A 17146-nucleotide genomic window follows, 5' to 3' on the forward strand; every position below is an offset into this window, starting at 1 on the left:
TCTAGCGCACCGGCCGAACCATACCAAAAATTGGGTAGAGGATTCGGCCTGCGGCCGAATCCGTCGCGTTCGGCCCGCTGGGCCGAGCCGCCCGTCGCGTTCGGCCCGCTGGGCCGAGCCGCGTTTTACGCGGTTTGCGTGGCTAGTAGCGCGTCGCCGAGGGCGGCTAGGATTTGGACGAGGTGATCGAAATCGGCTTGGGTGCTGCGGTGGTTGGTGATATTGGCGCGCAAGGCGCGCCGGCCGAAGATCGTAGTCGAGGAGAGCACGGCTTCGCCGCTCTCCTGCAGACGAATGGCCAGTTCGTCGTTGAAGCGATCGGACGCTTCATCGCTCGCCCCCGGGATGCGATAGCGAAAGCACACGATGTTGAGCGTGGCGGGTGCGAGTATTTCGAAGCGCGGATCCGCTTCGAGCAATCGCTGCAGGTAACGGGCCTGCTCGCAATTGCGTTCGATCGCTGCGGCCAGACGCCGAGAGCCGTGTTCCTTGATCGTGAACCAAACCTTGAGCGCGCGAAAGCCGCGCGAAAGATCGGTCCCGAAATCGGCGAACCACGGCGTGCCCGCCGCCAGTCCGCGCGGCATACGTGTGATATACGGGCCTTCGGTTGCAAACGTGGCGCGATGCAGGTCGCCGTCGCGCACCAGCACGCAGCCGGCGTCGTACGGCACGTGCAGCCACTTGTGAAAGTCGAAGGCGATCGAGTCGGCCGCTTCGATGCCGCGCAGCGCCGGCCGCAGCGTTTCGGAGAGATACGCGACCGCGCCGAACGCGCCGTCGACGTGAAACCACAGCCCCTCGCGGTGCGCGAGCGCGGCGAGTTCGTCGAGCGGATCGATCGCCCCCGTATCGACCGATCCGGCGGTTCCGACGATGAAGAACGGCACGTACCCGGCGGCGCGATCGCGGGCGATGCACTCGGCGACGAGCTGCGGCTGCGCGCGATGCCGCTCGTCAACCGGCAGCACGCGCAACGCCGCGGAGCCAAGCCCGGCGGTCTCGAACGCTTTGCGCACGCAGCTGTGCGTCGCCGCCGATGCGTAACCGACGAGTTTGCGCGTCGATTGGTCCAGCCCGTCTTCGCGCACTTGCGGCCCCAGCGCTTTCGTGCGTGCGACCAGCACCGCGATGAGATTCGCCGCCGAGGTACCGCTTACGAGGATCCCCGACGCGCTCGCGCGCCAGCCGTAGAGCGCCGCGAACCACGCGATCACTTGCCGTTCCACGTAGACGGCACCGTGATCGCGGCCGCCCACGTTCGAGTTCATCGTTGCGGCCAACAGGTCGGCGATCGCGCCGCTCGGCGTACCGCTGCCATGCACCCAACCGAAAAAACGCGGATGGATGTTTCCGGTCGCATACGGCATGATCGATTCGGTGAAATCGGCGTAGACGTCTTCGAAACTCGACGGCTCGAGCGGAAGCGGTTCGCGCAAATGCGCCCGCACGTCCTCGGGAACCGCGCGCCACACGGGCCGCTCGCGCACGTCGTGCAGAAAGTCGATGGCGTCGTCGAGCGCGCGATGCGCCTGCGCGCGAAACGCGCTCCAGTCAGCGGGATCGAGCACGAGAATCCAACAGCCGTTCGAGCGAGGCGAAAATCTGCGGCACGTAGAGCCGCTTGTAACCGAAGAGTTCGACGGGATCCTGCATGTGCACGATCATGGCCGGATCCGCTTCGAAAACCAGCAGGTTGCCGGCCGGATCGATGCTGCAGTCGATGCCGAAGTAATCGAGGCCGATCGCGCGGGCGATCTCGCGCAGCGCGCGCTGCAGCGGCGGTCCGAAGACCGACGGAAAGTCGGCCAAATAGCGCTCCTCTTCCGCCCGCATCCACGCTTGTTCGGCCATCGGTGCGTTGTAATAGTGAATCATCCAATTCGGCGAGATCGCGAGATGATAGGCGTGGGGTTCGCCGTCGACGCAGATGATGCGATATTTGCGGTAGAAGCCGTCGGGCTGCCGATACTCGACGAACGGACTCACGTAGAAAAACTCCGCGCGCGCGCTCTCGAGATACGCGTCGAGGTCGGCGAGCGCGTCGATCTTTGCGAGATCGTGTCCGGCATGGGAACCGACCGGGCGCACGAGCAGCGGAGCCTCGATCGGAAGCCGATGCGCCGCAACGTCTTCGCGCGTTACGCGCGTGACCGACGGCGTGACGCACGACTCGATTCCGCGAAGCACGTCGACGAGCGCGACCCGATTGGTGTTGAGCACGCGTGCGGGATCGTTGATCGCCGGCAAACCGAGCCGCTCGACGATCGCGCTCGCGATCTCCAGCGACTCGAGCGCGTCGTCGGCTTCGCCGATCGCGTTGAAGATCACGTCGCAGGCCGGAAGCCGCGCCGCCGCCGCGAGCGAGTCACGGCCCAGCAGAAAGAACTTATGAACGGTCGTGGTTTGCGCATCGAACAGAAAATCGACCGGAATATTTGCCTGCCAGTCCCCCGGGCGCAGCAACACCAAGACGCGTCGCCGCTCCTGAGGCGCGATCGCGCTGAAGAGCTGCTGACGTTCCAGCGCGCGCAATTGAAACGCGAGCGCGTCTTCGCGGCGCCCGGCGACCTGCGCGAGTTCGTACAGTGCCAAATTGGCGGCTACGTTATCCGGCTCGGCCGTTAAGGCATCGAGATAGTGCCGTCGCGCGTCGTCGAATCGCTGCGCGCGCGAGGCGAGGCCGCCTAGTCCGACGTGCGCGGCGACCAGACCTCGATCGGCTCGAATCGCGGCCTCGTAGGCTTGCCGCGCCGCGGCGCCGTCGCCCGACTCATCGAGCGCGATCGCCAGATTGCATTGCAATTCGGCAACCTCGGGGTGAAGCGCGGCGCCCGCGCGGAACGCCTCGATGGCTTGCGCTTGTTGACCCGACGCGCGCAAGGCGATGCCGCGCGCGTTGGCCTCGAAGGCCTGCGGTTCGGGTTGCGGGGATGACCGATCGGTGTGCTCGATGGGTACTGACCTCAGCTAGAGTGTACGAAGTTGTGTTGACGCTTGTCGGCGGCGCCGCGGTTCTCCTCGCGTGCCTGCTCGTTCGCGCGTCGGCGCTCGTAAAGTTTTACGAACGTTCGCTGCGGCGGGTGGAACGCCGCGAATCCGATGTATTGGAGGCCGTTCGCATCCTCACCGCGGCCTCGCGCGAATCCAGCGCCGCCGTTCTGATCGCGCTCGACCGTACGCTGCGCGTGCTCGACCCGGCGATCGACGACGTGCTGGTCTTCGTTCCGGAGACCGAGGAACTCGCGTGCGTCTTTGCCGGCGGCGGCCGCAGCGAGCACTTTCGGGGGCTGCGTCTGAGGCGCGACGCGTCCGACTCGTTGCCCGCGCGCGCGGCTCTCTGCGCGCATCGCGCCCAATCCGGCGACGACGCGCGCAAATTGATGCCGACCGATCGGGCCACGCTCGCGATTCCGATGCTCGACGGCCGGGGCCTCGCCGCCGTGGTCTACGTCGCATCGGCGCGCGCGGAAGCATTCGGCGAGCCCGATGCGCTGGTTCGCGCGGTCGGGCAGACCGCGTCTCCGTTCGCGCTTGCCGCCGAACGCGAAGCGGATCGCGCGAGCGCGACCTACGATGGCCTCACCGGCCTGCTGACGCCGCGCGCTTTTCGAAGCCGTCTGCAAGACGACGTCGCGCACGTGCGGCTCTTACCCGCAACGACGCTTTCGCTCTGGTTCATCGACACCGACGATTTCAAAGCGGTGAACGACCGCTTCGGACACGGAGCCGGCGACGTCGTGCTGCAACGTATGGCGGCGCTGCTGCGCGATCACGCCGTGCCCGGCGTCGACGTGGTCGCGCGCAACGGCGGCGACGAATTTTGCGCGATCATTCGCGACGCACAGAAGACCGTCGCGATCGCGCGCGCGCAAGCGTTTTGCGAAGCGGTGCGCGCGGCGAGTTTCGGCGTCGAGGCGCGCATCACCGCAAGCGTCGGGCTCGCATCGTATCCGCAGGATGCGACGAGCGCGCAGGCGTTGCTCGAACTCGCCGACGCGGCGATGTATCATAGCAAGCATGCCGGCCGCGATCGCGTCGCGTTCGCCCTGGGCGGCTCGCGGTTTGCCGTCTACGGCAAAAAATAGCGGCGCGCCGCAAGCGATTGGCGCCGTCGAGGCGAATGATCGCTCATGGCCGTCAAACTCGTGTGGAGCACCCCCGATGCAGAGCGCCTAATGGGCTACTGCGCGCGCGTGAGCAATCCGGAGAATCAAGAGAATCCCAACGTCGCGGGTCTCCTGCGCTATTGCATCAAGCACGGCCACTGGTCGGTCTTCGAGATGGCCGATATGTGCGTCCAAATAGCGACGACGCGCGGTATTAGCGCGCAGGTCCTCCGCCATCGGAGTTTTCATTTTCAGGAGTTCAGCTTACGCTACGCGCCGGTGCAGAAAATCGAACGCGTGCGCCCGCGACGTCAAGATGCGAAGAATCGTCAGTCGTCGCACGACGATCTTCCGGCCGATACGCTCGAATGGTTCGAGCGCGCGCAGAACGAGCATTTCGGGCAAGCGCGCAAGCTCTACGACGAAGCGCTCGCACGCGGGATCGCTAAAGAATCGGCGCGTTTTTTACTGCCCCTGGCGTCGGGAACCACGATCTATATGAAGGGCAGCGTTCGCGACTGGATCCACTATCTCAACCTGCGCACCGACCCGGGCACGCAGTTGGAGCATCGCGAGATCGCCCAGGGCTGCAAAGACCTTTTCATCGAGCAGTTTCCAATCGTCGCCGAAGCCCTCGGCTGGAGCGCAACGCCCGCAGCCGCCCCCGATCTCGAACCCGCCAAGTAACCGTGCCACCCCCCTGTCATCCTGAGCCTGTCGAAGGACGAGAGCCTGTCGAAGGACGAGAGCCGCTTAAACGGCGACGCGCTTCGAACGTGGCGATTGCGGGGTTGCTGCTCGCGGCGTTGTTCGTGCTTTTTGCGGGGGGCAACGCGCTTGCGGGGACGGCGCGCCCGAACGCGCTCGACCGCAGCGTCGATGCGATTCCGGCGGCGACGCTGCAATCGGCTCCGGCGATTGCGCTCGTGGACGCCGATCGCGAAGCTGCGGCGGAGCGCCTGCAAGGCTATCGCGCGCCGATCTGGATCGCGATGATGCTGTTGCAGATTCTGGTTCTCGCGTGGTTTTGGCGCTCCGGCTGGGCGGCGGCGTGGCGCGACCGCTTGCGCCGATCGATGCGAAACGCGTTTGCCGTGCGTTTCGTTTTCGGCGCCTCGCTCGTACTGATCGCCAAGTTCGCGGCCTTGCTCCCGCAATTCGCGGAATACCGGCTGTGGCGCGTGATGGATATCTCGACGGAACTCTCGCGCGCCTGGATCGCCGATTGGTTTCTGGGCGCGCTATTCGCGATGGCGATTGCCGGCGTCGTCGCCGGCGTCGTGCTGTGGTTCGCCGACCGCACCCATCAGTGGTATCTCTACACGATCGCCGGCGTTATCGCGATCACGCTGCTCGTGAAGTGGGCGAATCCGCTCACCGCGCCCGCCTTTGCTCGTGAGACTGCGGTACCACCGGCGGTGGCAACCGAGACGGCCGCGCTCGCTTCCGGCGCCGGACTGGGCGGCGTACGCGTGCGCGAGGCCGTGATCTCCGATAGAACGCGCGCGGGCAGCGCGAACGTTATCGGGCTCGGCCCGTCGCAAACTCTTCTGCTCTCCGACACCCTGCTGCAGGGCAGTACGCGCGGCGAGGTGCGCTTCGCGATCGCGCGCGAGATCGGCTATCTCGTTGCGGACGACTCGTTACACCTAGCGATCGCCGAAGCGCTGATCGCAATCGTCGGCGCCGCGCTCGCGGTCTTTATCGCCGACCGCATCGGTTTTCGGCGCGACGACGATCCGGTTTCGCGCCTGGCTCTGGTCGGCGCTTTGCTCGGGTGCGTCTATCTGATCGCGCTGCCGCTCTATCGCGGCTACGAACGCGGCGTGGAAGCGCGCGCGGACCGGTACGCCCTCGCGCTGACGCGCGATCCCGCCCCCGCGATTCGGGCCGTCGTGCGGCGCGCCGATCAAGAACTGCTCGCCGTATGCCCGAATCGCTTCTCGCTCGCTTACTTCGAGACGATGCCTCCAACGGCGGCGCGCGTCGCCGCGTTTACGGGCCGCGCGAATCCCTGCCCCTGACGGCGTTACGAAACGCCCCTCCGCGGCGCTGTAAAGAGGTAGAATCGAACGATGAGACGACATTTTGGAATCGGCGTCGTGACGGCGGCGGCGCTCGCGCTGGCCCTGATCTTTACGCCGCTCGGCGGCTATGCGAGCGGGTTTCTGACGATCTTTCAACCCAAGCAATTTACGACCGTGGATATCTCGCAGACGGATCTCACGCATTTCAAGTTGCTTCCGCGAGCGGATCGGTTCGGAACCTCGCGCGAGGTCGTGCGTCCGCGCCACATCCGGCTCGCATCGCTCGCCGCGGCGAAATCCCACGTCGATTTCGCCGTACTTCGTCCGCAAAACGTTCCCGGCTCGCTTTCGCGGCCGCGTTCGTACGACGTGCAGACGCCGGGCGAGTTTACGTTTACGTTCAGCGCGAAAAAAGCGCGCGCCTACGCGGCGCGTCAGCACCGGCGGCTACCGGCGATGCCGGCGAATCTCGACGGCACGACGGTACGCGTCGCGCTTGGCTCGGTCGTCGTCGCGACCTACGGTACGCACGCTCGAGGGACGCGCCGCATCGAACCGTTTCTGACCTTCGTGCAGGCGCGCGCCCCACGCGTTACGTCGACCGGCGCGACGCTCCCGGCGCTCGAGAGCTATGTGCTCGCGATGCCGGGCATCGCGCCGCAGCTCGCATCGCAGATTCGCGCGCTCGGCGATCTCAGCCAAACGCTGCCGATTCCGATTCGTCCCGACAAGCAGACCGCGCAGCGGATCACGGTCGGCGGTGCGCCGGGTTTAGCGATCGGCGATAATACCGGACTCGGTGCCGGTGTGGTGTGGGAGAAAAACGGCATCGTTTACGGCGTCGCCGGAACGCTGAGCGAGGACGACGTGTTGGCGTTTGCCAATGGCCTCCGGTAACGCCCTCGAAGCGCACCATCTCGTTAAGCGCTACGGCGCCGTGACCGCGCTTGCCGATCTCTCGCTTGAGATCGGGCGCGGCGAGATCTTCGGTTTCCTAGGCCCAAACGGTGCCGGCAAAACGACGGCGGTGAAGATCCTGGTTGGTCTCAATCGCGCGAGCGCCGGGGATGCGACGGTTTTGGGCCGTCCGCTTAGCGATCGTGCCACGCGGCGCAAGATCGGCTATCTGCCCGAACTCTTTCGCTATCAGGAGTGGCTGAGCGCTCGCGAGGTCCTGCATTTTCACGCGCGACTCGCAGGGCTCTCGACGACGCGATCCGCCGGCGAACTGCCGCGCGTCTTAAACCTAGTCGGCCTGACGGCGCGCGGCGACGACCGGGTCGGCACCTTTTCCAAAGGAATGCAACAGCGCCTCGGCCTCGCCGTAGCGCTGCTCGGCGAACCCGAAGTGATCTTTCTCGACGAGCCCACCTCGGCGCTCGATCCGATCGGGCGGCACGACGTGCGCGAACTCTTGCGCGTGCTCCAATCGCGCGGCACCACGGTCTTCCTCAACTCGCACCTTTTGAGCGAGGTGGAATTGGTCTGCGATCGCGTTGCGATCGTCAACCGGGGCCGCGTCGTCGCGCACGGACCGATCGCCGCGATCGTCGGCAGCGGCCGCGGCGTACGCGTGCGCGCGAGCGCCGACGGGACGCCGCTCGAGCCGGTGCTCTCGGCGTTCGGCCCGACCGTCGCCGACGGCGACGCGCTGCGCGTGGAAGGCGTACCGCGCGACGCGATTCCGCAACTGGTTGCGGCGTTGGTCGCCGCAAACGCGCGCGTCTACGAGATCGAACCGCTCGCAACCTCGCTCGAAGAACGGTTTTTGCAGATGACCGGAGACGGCGCGTGATCGATGTCGTGCTCGTAACCTTGCGCGAGTTGGTTCGCCGCCGCTTCGTGCTCGCGGCGATCGTCGCAACGGCGCTGCTCGTTGCGCTCACCGCCTGGGGATTCCACAGTCTGACGCACGCGCACGATCGTCACGGCGCGACGCTCTCGCCGCTCGAAGTTCGAACGACCAGCGCCGGGCTCGTGCTGCTGATTGCGTACATGTTTAGCTTCGTGCTGGCGGTGGCGGCAACGTTCGTTGCGGCGCCCGCGCTCGCCAACGAAATCGAGTCGGGCGTGCTGCTGCCGATCGTCGTGCGTCCGATCGCGCGCGCGTCGATTCTGCTCGGCAAGACGATCGGCATCGGATTGATGCTCGGCGCCTATTTACTGGTAGCGGGGATCGCCGAACTCACGATCGTGCGCGCGATTACGGGCTACGCTCCGCCGCATCCGTTCGAAGCCTTCGGATTCGTTTGGCTGCTCGCGCTCGTCATGGTCGCGTTCGCGACGCTGCTCGGCACGCGACTCTCCGCGATCGCGAGCAGCATCGTCGCGGTCGTGCTCTTCGGTATCGCCTGGATCGGCGGCATCGTGGGCGGCATCGGCGGCGCGGTCCACAACCAAGCCCTCGTAAACGCCGGCACGATCTCGCAACTCGTCCTGCCGAGCGATGCGATGTGGCAGGCGGCCGCGTACCGATTGGAACCCGTGGCGATGATCGTCGGCATGCAGCAGGCCGCCGCGCATAATTCCTACGGCGGTCCGTTTCTGATCGCGGCGCCGCCGCCGCTGCCGATGCTCCTCTGGACGCTCGCGTGGATCGTGGTCGTCGTTAGCCTGGCTTCGTGGAGTTTTGCTCGCCGGAGTCTGTGAGCGCCCAGGTGTTGACGAATTGCATCGCCGCGTCGATGCCCGCGTCGAGCCAGCGTTCGATCCCGTCGGCGGCCGCGCCGACGACGTCGGGCAACCGCTCGCGTTCCGCTTCGGTGAAGGGGCTAAGGACGTGATCGATCGTGTCGTACTCGGGGCGGCCGACGCCCACGCGCAGGCGCGGAAAACCTTCGCCCACCGTCGCGATGAGCGAACGCATGCCGTTGTGGCCGCCATGGCCGCCGAACGCGCGCAACCGAAGTTTGCCGAAGGGAATATCCATCTCGTCGTACGCAACGAAGACGCCGGCCGGCGGCACGCGATACCACGAGGCGATCAAACGAACCGGCGCGCCGCTCAAATTCATGAACGACTGGGGTTTGACGAGCACGATCTTGCGCCGCGAATCGTAGATCTGCAGCGCGTTGTCTTTTTTCTTCCAGCCGTCTAACGCAAAGCGACGCGCCACTTCGTCGGCTATCGAAAATCCGACGTTGTGACGCGTGCGCTCGTACTCTCTGCCCGGGTTGCCCAATCCGACGATTAGGCGTACGTCGGAGTCGGCTATTTAGCGGCTCCTTCGCCTTCCGGAGTCTCGCCGATGACGACGGGTTCGGCCTGAGCCGGCGCGCCTTCGGTGGCGGCTTCCTCAAGCACTTGAGCGGTCTTCGAGGGCTCGACGACCACGACGGTTTGATCGCCCGGCGTGATCATGGTGAATCCGTCGGGAAGCGTTATCTGGCTCGCCGTGATGTGATCGTGAATGCCAAGTTCGCTCACGTCGATCTCAATGCTGTCGGGCAGTTTGTTCGCCGGCCCGGAGACTTCGAGGTCGTGGGCGACCACGTCCATCACGCCGCCGGAGTCTTTAACGCCCTTAGCAACGCCGGTCGTGACGACCGGGAGTCGCGCGTGAACGCTCTCGTTGGCCGACGTGCGCTGCAGGTCGGCGTGGAGCACTTTGCGCGAAACCGGGTGGATTTGGATCTCGCGAACCAGCGCCGTTTCGTTCTTCTTTCCATCGAACACGAGCGTGACGAGCGACGTGCGCCCGCCGTGATGGAGGAGTTCGTCAAACGCGCGCGCGTCGAAGATCACGTGCTGGGGCTCGCTGCCGTGACCGTAAAGGACGCCCGGGACTTTCCCCTGCGCGCGCAGGCCACGCGAGCCCGTCGTGCCGGTTTGCGCGCGGTCTTGGACCGATAGTCGTAATTCTTGTGCCACGATGAAGTTCTCTCCAGTTCTAGTGTACGGTTACGGTACGGCGATGGGCTCCGGCTCGATGCGCGGGGCCTCGGTCAATCTTTTCTCCGGGTCTTCGGTGAAGAGTTCGGAGACGGAGCGGTTGGTCGTAATACGATTGATCGCATCGGCGAGCGTTTGGGCGATCGAGAGCTGCACGAATTTCGGGTGCTCGGTCACGTCCGGGAACGGGATCGTGTCGGTCACGACCACTCGTTCGATGGGCGACTCTTCGAGCACGCGGATCGCATCGCCCGCGAAAATGCCGTGCGTGGCGATCGTGTAGACTTTCGTCGCACCCCGCGCGAGGATCGCTTCCGCCGCCTTAGCCAGCGTTCCGCCGGTCGAGATCATATCATCGACCACGACCGCGATCTTACCCGAAACGTCGCCGACAATATCGGTAACCTCCGAAACGTCGGGCTCCGGCCGGCGTTTGAAGACGATTGCCAGCGAACTGCCCAGCCGCTTGGCGAAGAGTTCGGCGCGATGGACGCCGCCCGCATCGGGCGAGACCACCACGATCTTGTCGTCGCAGAGGCCCTCTTTTTTGAGGTAGTTACAGGCGACCGGCATCGCGGTGAGATTATCGACCGGCCCGTCGAAGAAGCCCTGAATCTGAGCGGCGTGCAGGTCCACGGTGACCATGCGCTTGGCGCCGGCCGTTTTGAGGAGGTTGGCGATCACTTTGGCGGAGATCGGCTCGCGGCCGGTCGTCTTTTTATCCTGTTTCGCGTACCCGTAGTACGGGACGACCGCCGTGATGCGCGCCGCCGACGCCCGCTTGAGCGCGTCGATCATCAGCAGAAGCTCCATCAGCGAGTCGTTGACCCCGTTTCCGTTGGGCGCCTTGCAGATCGACTGGATCGCAAAGACCTCGGAACCGCGGACGTTCTCGCCGATCTGGACGCGCGTCTCTTCGTTTTTGAACTTCGAGACCAGCGCTTTGCCCACGTGAAGTTTCAGCCGCTTGGCGATCTCGTCGGCTAGACGCGGGTTCGAATTTCCGCTGAAGAGGAGTGGATTGTGACTCAACGGTGCATCTCCGGGGAGGCGAGCGCGGACCTCAGAGCAGTTCACGCGCTCTGGGGTCACGACCTTCGCGAAACCCGCGCCCCGGGCGGGGCGGTCTAGCATGAGCATGCCGCAGAAATTCGAACTCGTCGCCCCCTACTCGCTCGCCGGCGACCAGCCGAAGGCCACCGCCGCCCTCAGCGAGGGCGTGCTCCGCGGCGACCGCGCGCAGACGCTGCTCGGGGTGACGGGCTCGGGCAAAACCGTCGCCATGGCGCGCGTCATCGAGATGGTTCAGAAACCCACGCTCGTACTCTGCCACAACAAGACGCTCGCGGCCCAGCTCTGCGCCGAGTTCCGCGATTTTTTCCCCAACAACGCGGTCGAGTATTTCGTATCGTACTTCGACTACTATCAGCCCGAAGCGTATATCGCGCACACCGATACCTATATCGAGAAGGACAGCTCGATCAACGACGAGATCGAGCGGCTCCGCCACTCGGCCACCCAGTCGATGCTCACGCGTCCCGATACGCTGATCGTGGCCTCGGTCTCGTGCATCTACGGCCTCGGTTCGCCCTCGGATTACATGGAGATGTCGGTCACGATCCGCGTCGGCGGCGAACTCAATCGCGACGCATTCCTGCGCAAACTCGTCGACATGCAATACCGGCGCAACGATCTCAACCTCGTGCGCGGAACCTTTCGCGTTCGCGGCGACACGCTTGAATTCGTAAGCGTCGATGAAGAGCTCGTTCATCGCATCGAGTTTTTCGGCGATACGGTCGATGCGATCAACGTCGTCAACTTGATGACCGGCGAGTACGTCGAGTCCAAAGACGAACTGCTGATCTTCCCGGCCAAGCATTTCATCACGCCCGACGAGAAGCTGCGCCGTGCCGTTACGTCGATCGAAATCGAGCTCGAGGATCGGCTCAAGTATTTCAAGGACAACGGCAAACTGATCGAGGCGCAGCGCATCGAGGGCCGCACCCGATACGATCTCGACATGCTGCGCGAAGTCGGCTACTGCAACGGCGTCGAGAATTACTCGCGGCACCTCACCGGTCGCGAACCGGGCTCCACGCCGTGGTGCCTCCTGGACTTCTTTCCGAAGGATTGGCTGCTCTTCGTCGACGAGTCGCACGTGACGATGCCGCAGACGCATGGCATGTTCGCGGGCGATCGCTCGCGCAAACTCTCGCTCGTCGATCACGGCTTTCGCCTGCCGAGCGCGCTCGATAACCGGCCGCTCACCTACGACGAATTCGACGCACATATCAACCAGGTCGTCTACGTCTCGGCGACGCCGAGTACGTACGAGCTCGGGCGCAGCAGCCAAGTCGTCGAAATGATTATTCGCCCGACCGGCCTGGTCGATCCCGAAGTCGAGGTGCGGCCGACCCGCAATCAGGTCGACGATCTCATGGAAGAGATTCGCCTGCGCGTGACGCGCAACGAACGCGTGCTCGTGACCACGCTAACCAAGAAGATGGCCGAGGATCTCACCGACTTCTTGCTCGAGATGAACTTTAAGGTGCGTTACCTGCATAGCGAGATCGACACGCTCGAGCGCATCGCGATTCTGCGCGATCTGCGCCTGGGCGTCTTCGACGTACTCGTCGGAATTAATTTGCTGCGCGAAGGTTTGGATTTGCCGGAAGTCTCGCTCGTCGGCATCCTCGACGCCGATAAAGAAGGCTATCTGCGCAGCGAGACCTCGCTCGTGCAGACGATTGGGCGCGCGGCGCGGCACGTTGAAGGCAAGGTGATCATGTACGCAGACGTCATTACGGAATCGATGGCGCGCGCGCTCGGTGAGACCAAGCGCCGCCGCGAAACGCAGGTCGCGTTCAACGCCGCGCACGGCATCGAGCCGAAGTCGATTCGCAAGGAGGTTCGCGACATTCTCGAACTCGTCGGCGCCACCGCCGACGTTGAGGAGAAATTAAAGCGGGAAAAACTGCCGCGCGACGTGGCGATCAAGATGGCGCAGGACATCGAGCGCAAGATGCGCGAGTACGCCGCCAATCTCGAGTTCGAAAAGGCGGCTGCGCTTCGCGACGAGCTGGTGGAACTGCGCAAACAGTTGGGGGGCAACGAGTCGCTGCTTTTTGCGGGCAAGGCACCGAAGATTTTCGAGCAGGCGCTCAAGGAACTGGCCGGCCGCTAGCCCGGGGCGGCGCCGATCGTACGGCCAGCGCGTGAACGGTGCCGATTCCCGGGTACACGATCTTCCCAAAGCTTTCTTCCTTGGTTACCAAGCACGTAAGGAGCGAAACTTTAATGAAGCATCTACGAACGATTCGCGCGACCGCGGCTGCGGTTGCCCTGGCGGCAACCGTTGGATTCGTCGGTTTGGCGCACGCCCCGTCGAGCGCCCGTCCGGCGCCGCAGGCGACGGAGCTTCCATCCCCGGCCGAGTCGGCGCCCCCCGAGGCCGCGACCCCAGAGCCCGTGATGGCGCCCCCGGCCGGTACCACGACGCCCGCGCCGGATCAGGCGACGCCGGCGACCGGCAGCACCGCTCCGACCACGCAGACCAACGCACTCAACGACAATCCCAACGGAGCGAATTGGCTGCAGAAGTTCAATCGCCAGCCGGCCGCCATGCCGAGCCACACCATGCCGAGTCACACGATGATGATGAAGCATCACATGATGACGCCGGGCCACATGCCGATGGCGCATCCCATGCCGATGGCGCATCCCATGCCGATGAAGCACCCGATGCCGATGAAACACCCAATGACGATGCCGATGCCGAAACCGTCGCCGACGCCCTAGCCGGCGCGGCCGGATACTCGAACGGTAAAACAACGGAGCCCTCCGAAGGTACAAGGTCGCTAAAGGGAGGGTGTCCGTTGTTGTATCGTTTTGGCTGCGCCGTTGGCAAGATCGACGGAATCGGATTGCGGCCGGCACCGTAACCGTGCGGCTTACACTCGCCCCGGTGGAGCGCACCGGCGCGCTCGCGGTGTTGACGGCCACCCTGGAACCGCAGTCGCGCCCGGTACGCATTCGCTACGCAACGCGAACCGGCGCGCTTTTGCGGGTCGATGGAGCCGCGCTCGGAGCTTTCGATCGCGAACATCGCGAGGTCGAGTTGGCGCCGTGCGAGCGGCCGCGCGCGTTGCAGTTCGAAGTCGAACTGCGCGCCCTGCCAACCAACGCGCTGCCTTCCGGCCCCGGGCTGCAATGGATGCTGCTCCAGGCCCTCTCGCACCCCGAGCCGCACGCGCATGCGGAACTGCTCGAGGGCGCGGAATCGCTGCCGGAACCGGCCGACGGGGACGTTCGCGCGATCGGACACTCCCATCTGGACGTTGCGTGGCTCTGGACGTACGAAGAAACGCGCCGCAAGGCCGCGCGCACGTTTGCCATCGCGACCGATCTGCTCGATCGCGATCCAACCTTTACGTTCGCGCAATCGCAGCCGCAGCTCTACGCCTTTGTGGAGCACGACGATCCCGCGCTGTTCGCACGCGTCGCGGCGCATGTGGCTGCGGGGCGCTTCGATCCGCAGGTCGCCGCCATGTGGGTCGAGCCCGACTGCAACCTGCCTTCGGGCGAATCGCTGCTGCGGCAGTTGCTCTTCGGGCACCGCTATTGCCTCGAACGTTTCGGCGTCGAGCCCGCGATCGCGTGGCTGCCCGATTCGTTCGGCTTCGCGAACACGCTGCCGATGCTGCTCGCGCACGCGGGCGTGCGTTTTTTTGCCACGACCAAGCTGCAATGGAACGACACCACGCGCTTTCCCTATCCGCAGTTTACGTGGCGCGCGCCCGACGGCAGCGAAGTGATCGGCGCGCTGCTGCAATCGTACGACGGCGGCCTCACGCCCGAACGCATTCGGATCGCGCGCGAGCGCGACGAACCGATCGTCGCGGGGTATGGCGACGGGGGCGGCGGCGTGACGCCCGGGATGCTCGCCGACGTACGCCGCGACGGCCGCTGGATCGCGCCGCGCGGCTGGTTCGAGGAATTGCGCGCGCGCGGCGATCGTCTGCCGGTCCATGCCGGCGAACTCTATCTGGAGTATCATCGCGGCGTCTACACGACGCATCACGATCTCAAGGCGGGCAACGCGCTGCTCGAACGCGCGCTCGCGGAGGCGGAGGAACTCGTCTCGTGGTGCACCGCCGTGCGCGCGCCGCGCGAGATGCTCGCGCATTTCCGCGATGGATTGCGCGCCGCGTGGGAGATCGTCCTGCGCAATCAATTTCATGACGTGCTGCCCGGTACGTCGATCGCGGCCGTGAATGCCGATGCCGTTGCGGAGCACGCGCGCGCCGGCGAAATCGTTGCGAGCGTCTTGGGTTCCGCGCAGCAAGCGCTGCCGCGCGGTCGCGCGCCCGCGGCGCGCCCGCAATCAAGCGCGCCGCTCGAGACCGACGGCGACTACCTGTTCGACAACGGCTTGCTGCGCGCGAGAATCGCGCCCACCGGCGCCATTCTCGAACTCGCCGCCGCCGGCGGCCCAAACGTCTGCACGCAGGGCAACGTGCTCGCGCTCTACACCGACCGGCCCAAGAAGTGGGAAGCGTGGAACGTGGACGCGGGCTACGAGCGCACGTTACGCCACGCCAAGCCCGGTCCGTGCCGCATCGAAGCGGGCGCCCTCGTCGTGCCGTTTACGTTCGGGCGTTCGAGCGCGACCATGCGCGTCGCGCTCGAGGCCGGCGAGCCGTTTCTGCGCGTCGATCTGGATCTCGATTGGCGCGAGCGGCGCACGCTGCTGCGCGTGGAGCAGTGGCTGCCGATCGATGCCGAGGCCGTCACGTACGGTACGCCGCACGGCACGGTCGAGCGCGGCGCGCGCCGGACGACGCCCGAGGAGCGTGCGAAGTTTGAAGTGCCGGGTCAGCGCTTCGCGGTGGTTCGCGGCGCCGGCGACGCGGGTCTCGCCCTCTTTGCGCTCGACACCTACGGCTGGAGCGCGCGCGTGCTGCCCAAGGGCGGGATTCAACTGGGGCATTCGCTGCTGCGCGGTACGACCTGGCCCGACCCCGGCGCCGATCTCGGCGGCCAGCGGCTGCACTATGCGTTCGCGCCTTTCGCCGGCGCGACGATCGGCGCGATCGAGCGCGCGTGGCTGACGTTCGCGCACCAGCCGCGGGTTCGGCTCTTTACCTGCGACGACGACGGCGTTGCGATCGCGGCCTGCAAGCCCGCCGAGGATGGCGACGGCGCGATCGTGCGGGTTCGGGAATGCGACGGCCGGGGACGCGCGGTTGCGTTGCGCTGCGGCGCTCGCATGCGCGAAGCCGAGCCCGTCGATGCGCTGGAACGCCCGGCGAGCGGCGCGGCGACGATCGAAGGCGAACACCTGCATTGCGAGATCGGCGCTTTTGCCTTGCGCAGTTTCCGGGTAAGGTTCTAGGATGCGCGATCTACACTGCGTCCTGTTTGATTTGGACGACACGCTCCACGACGACACGCTCGCCTACAAGAGCGCCGCGGAAGAAGTGGCGCGGGAGGTTGCGGCGGAGCACGGTATCGATGCGCTCGCTCTCAAGACCGCCTACGTGGCCGAGGCCGAGGGATTCTGGAAGCAGCTCTCGAGCGACCAGCTTGCGACGCGGCTCGCGAGCCTGCGGGCGACGCTGTGGTCGAACGCGCTAGGCACCGTCGGCCTCACCGATCGCGATCTCGCGAGCCGGAGCGCCTCGAATTACAATCGCTACCGCAAAAAGTATCTCGCCCTTTTTCCGGGCGCGCGCGATCTGCTGCTCGCGCTGCGCGCGCGCGGCACGAAACTCGGGCTCGTTACCAATGGGTTTGCCGAGACGCATCGCGAGAAGATCGCGCTTTTGCAAATCGGCGAACTCTTCGATGCGATCTTTATCGCCGACGAGGTCGGGATGCTCAAGCCCGATCCGCTGCTCTTCGCCCACGCGTGCACCAAACTCGCGTGCGCGCCCTCGCACAGCGCGATGGTCGGCGACCGTTACGAACGCGATATTCGCGGGGCCCGCGATGCCGGGCTTTTCACGGTGTGGATGAACGTGCACGGCGAGACGGTGCCCGCGGGCGCGCCGCCGCCGGACGTTACCGTCGAGACCGTCGGCCAGGTTGCGGCCGTTCTGCTCGGCGAACCCGCGTAGG

15 protein-coding genes are annotated in these 17146 nt (G+C 65.5%); 10 read left to right on the plus strand and 5 right to left on the minus strand.

All coding sequences use genetic code 11. From position 1 onward, the window contains the following. Nucleotides 1-125: 125 nt before the first annotated feature. Both VIG32_09505 and VIG32_09510 read right to left on the minus strand, forming a co-directional pair. Entirely contained in the window at nt 126-1571 is a 1446-nt protein-coding gene (locus VIG32_09505; GenBank protein ID HEY8298245.1) for an aminotransferase class V-fold PLP-dependent enzyme, read from the minus strand. After that, nucleotides 1555-2883: a hypothetical protein gene (locus VIG32_09510; GenBank protein ID HEY8298246.1), complete on the minus strand. Its 1329-nt coding sequence runs from the start codon at nt 2881-2883 to the stop codon at nt 1555-1557. Before VIG32_09510 ends, VIG32_09505 begins: the two co-directional genes overlap by 17 nt. Nucleotides 2884-2987: 104 nt before the next feature. Between VIG32_09510 and VIG32_09515 the strand changes: the two genes are divergently transcribed. From VIG32_09515 to VIG32_09540, 6 genes are all read left to right on the plus strand, one after another. Beyond that, nucleotides 2988-4088 (plus strand): GGDEF domain-containing protein, encoded by a 1101-nt coding sequence (locus tag VIG32_09515; protein HEY8298247.1) that lies wholly within the window; start codon nt 2988-2990, stop codon nt 4086-4088. Between the two features lie 45 nt (nt 4089-4133). After that, nucleotides 4134-4796, plus strand: a complete 663-nt coding sequence (gene thyX, locus VIG32_09520; protein ID HEY8298248.1) for an FAD-dependent thymidylate synthase — start codon at nt 4134-4136, stop codon at nt 4794-4796. Between the two features lie 89 nt (nt 4797-4885). Further along, nucleotides 4886-6133 (plus strand): M48 family metalloprotease, encoded by a 1248-nt coding sequence (locus VIG32_09525; protein ID HEY8298249.1) that lies wholly within the window; start codon nt 4886-4888, stop codon nt 6131-6133. 51 nt (nt 6134-6184) lie between these two features. Then, entirely contained in the window at nt 6185-7033 is an 849-nt protein-coding gene (locus VIG32_09530) for a hypothetical protein (protein ID HEY8298250.1), read from the plus strand. Beyond that, entirely contained in the window at nt 7020-7931 is a 912-nt protein-coding gene (locus tag VIG32_09535; GenBank protein HEY8298251.1) for an ABC transporter ATP-binding protein, read from the plus strand. Before VIG32_09530 ends, VIG32_09535 begins: the two co-directional genes overlap by 14 nt. Continuing rightward, nucleotides 7928-8785, plus strand: coding sequence for an ABC transporter permease (locus tag VIG32_09540; GenBank protein HEY8298252.1), 858 nt, complete (start codon nt 7928-7930; stop codon nt 8783-8785). Before VIG32_09535 ends, VIG32_09540 begins: the two co-directional genes overlap by 4 nt. Here the strand turns inward: VIG32_09540 and pth are convergent. Genes pth through VIG32_09555 form a run of 3 tightly spaced genes read right to left on the minus strand, consistent with a single transcriptional unit; the run spans nt 8745 to nt 11059 of the window. Then, entirely contained in the window at nt 8745-9317 is a 573-nt protein-coding gene (gene pth, locus VIG32_09545) for an aminoacyl-tRNA hydrolase (GenBank protein ID HEY8298253.1), read from the minus strand. The genes VIG32_09540 and pth overlap by 41 nt on opposite strands. Before the next feature lie 29 nt (nt 9318-9346). Further along, nucleotides 9347-10006 (minus strand): 50S ribosomal protein L25, encoded by a 660-nt coding sequence (locus VIG32_09550; protein HEY8298254.1) that lies wholly within the window; start codon nt 10004-10006, stop codon nt 9347-9349. A 30-nt stretch (nt 10007-10036) separates the two neighbouring features. Then, entirely contained in the window at nt 10037-11059 is a 1023-nt protein-coding gene (locus VIG32_09555) for a ribose-phosphate pyrophosphokinase (GenBank protein ID HEY8298255.1), read from the minus strand. Between the two features lie 106 nt (nt 11060-11165). Between VIG32_09555 and uvrB the strand changes: the two genes are divergently transcribed. The 4 genes from uvrB to VIG32_09575 all read left to right on the plus strand — a co-directional run bounded on the left by uvrB (nt 11166) and on the right by VIG32_09575 (nt 17145). Continuing rightward, nucleotides 11166-13211, plus strand: coding sequence for an excinuclease ABC subunit UvrB (uvrB, locus tag VIG32_09560; protein HEY8298256.1), 2046 nt, complete (start codon nt 11166-11168; stop codon nt 13209-13211). A 113-nt stretch (nt 13212-13324) separates the two neighbouring features. Further along, nucleotides 13325-13825 (plus strand): hypothetical protein, encoded by a 501-nt coding sequence (locus VIG32_09565; GenBank protein ID HEY8298257.1) that lies wholly within the window; start codon nt 13325-13327, stop codon nt 13823-13825. 70 nt (nt 13826-13895) lie between these two features. Further along, on the plus strand, nt 13896-16421 hold the full coding sequence (locus VIG32_09570) for a glycoside hydrolase family 38 C-terminal domain-containing protein (protein HEY8298258.1): 2526 nt from the start codon (nt 13896-13898) through the stop codon (nt 16419-16421). A gap of 1 nt (nt 16422) precedes the next feature. After that, nucleotides 16423-17145, plus strand: a complete 723-nt coding sequence (locus VIG32_09575; GenBank protein HEY8298259.1) for an HAD-IA family hydrolase — start codon at nt 16423-16425, stop codon at nt 17143-17145. Nucleotide 17146: the final 1 nt, after the last annotated feature.

It is taken from the genome of Candidatus Baltobacteraceae bacterium, from assembly GCA_036559195.1.
Lineage (GTDB): Bacteria > Vulcanimicrobiota > Vulcanimicrobiia > Vulcanimicrobiales > Vulcanimicrobiaceae > JALYTZ01.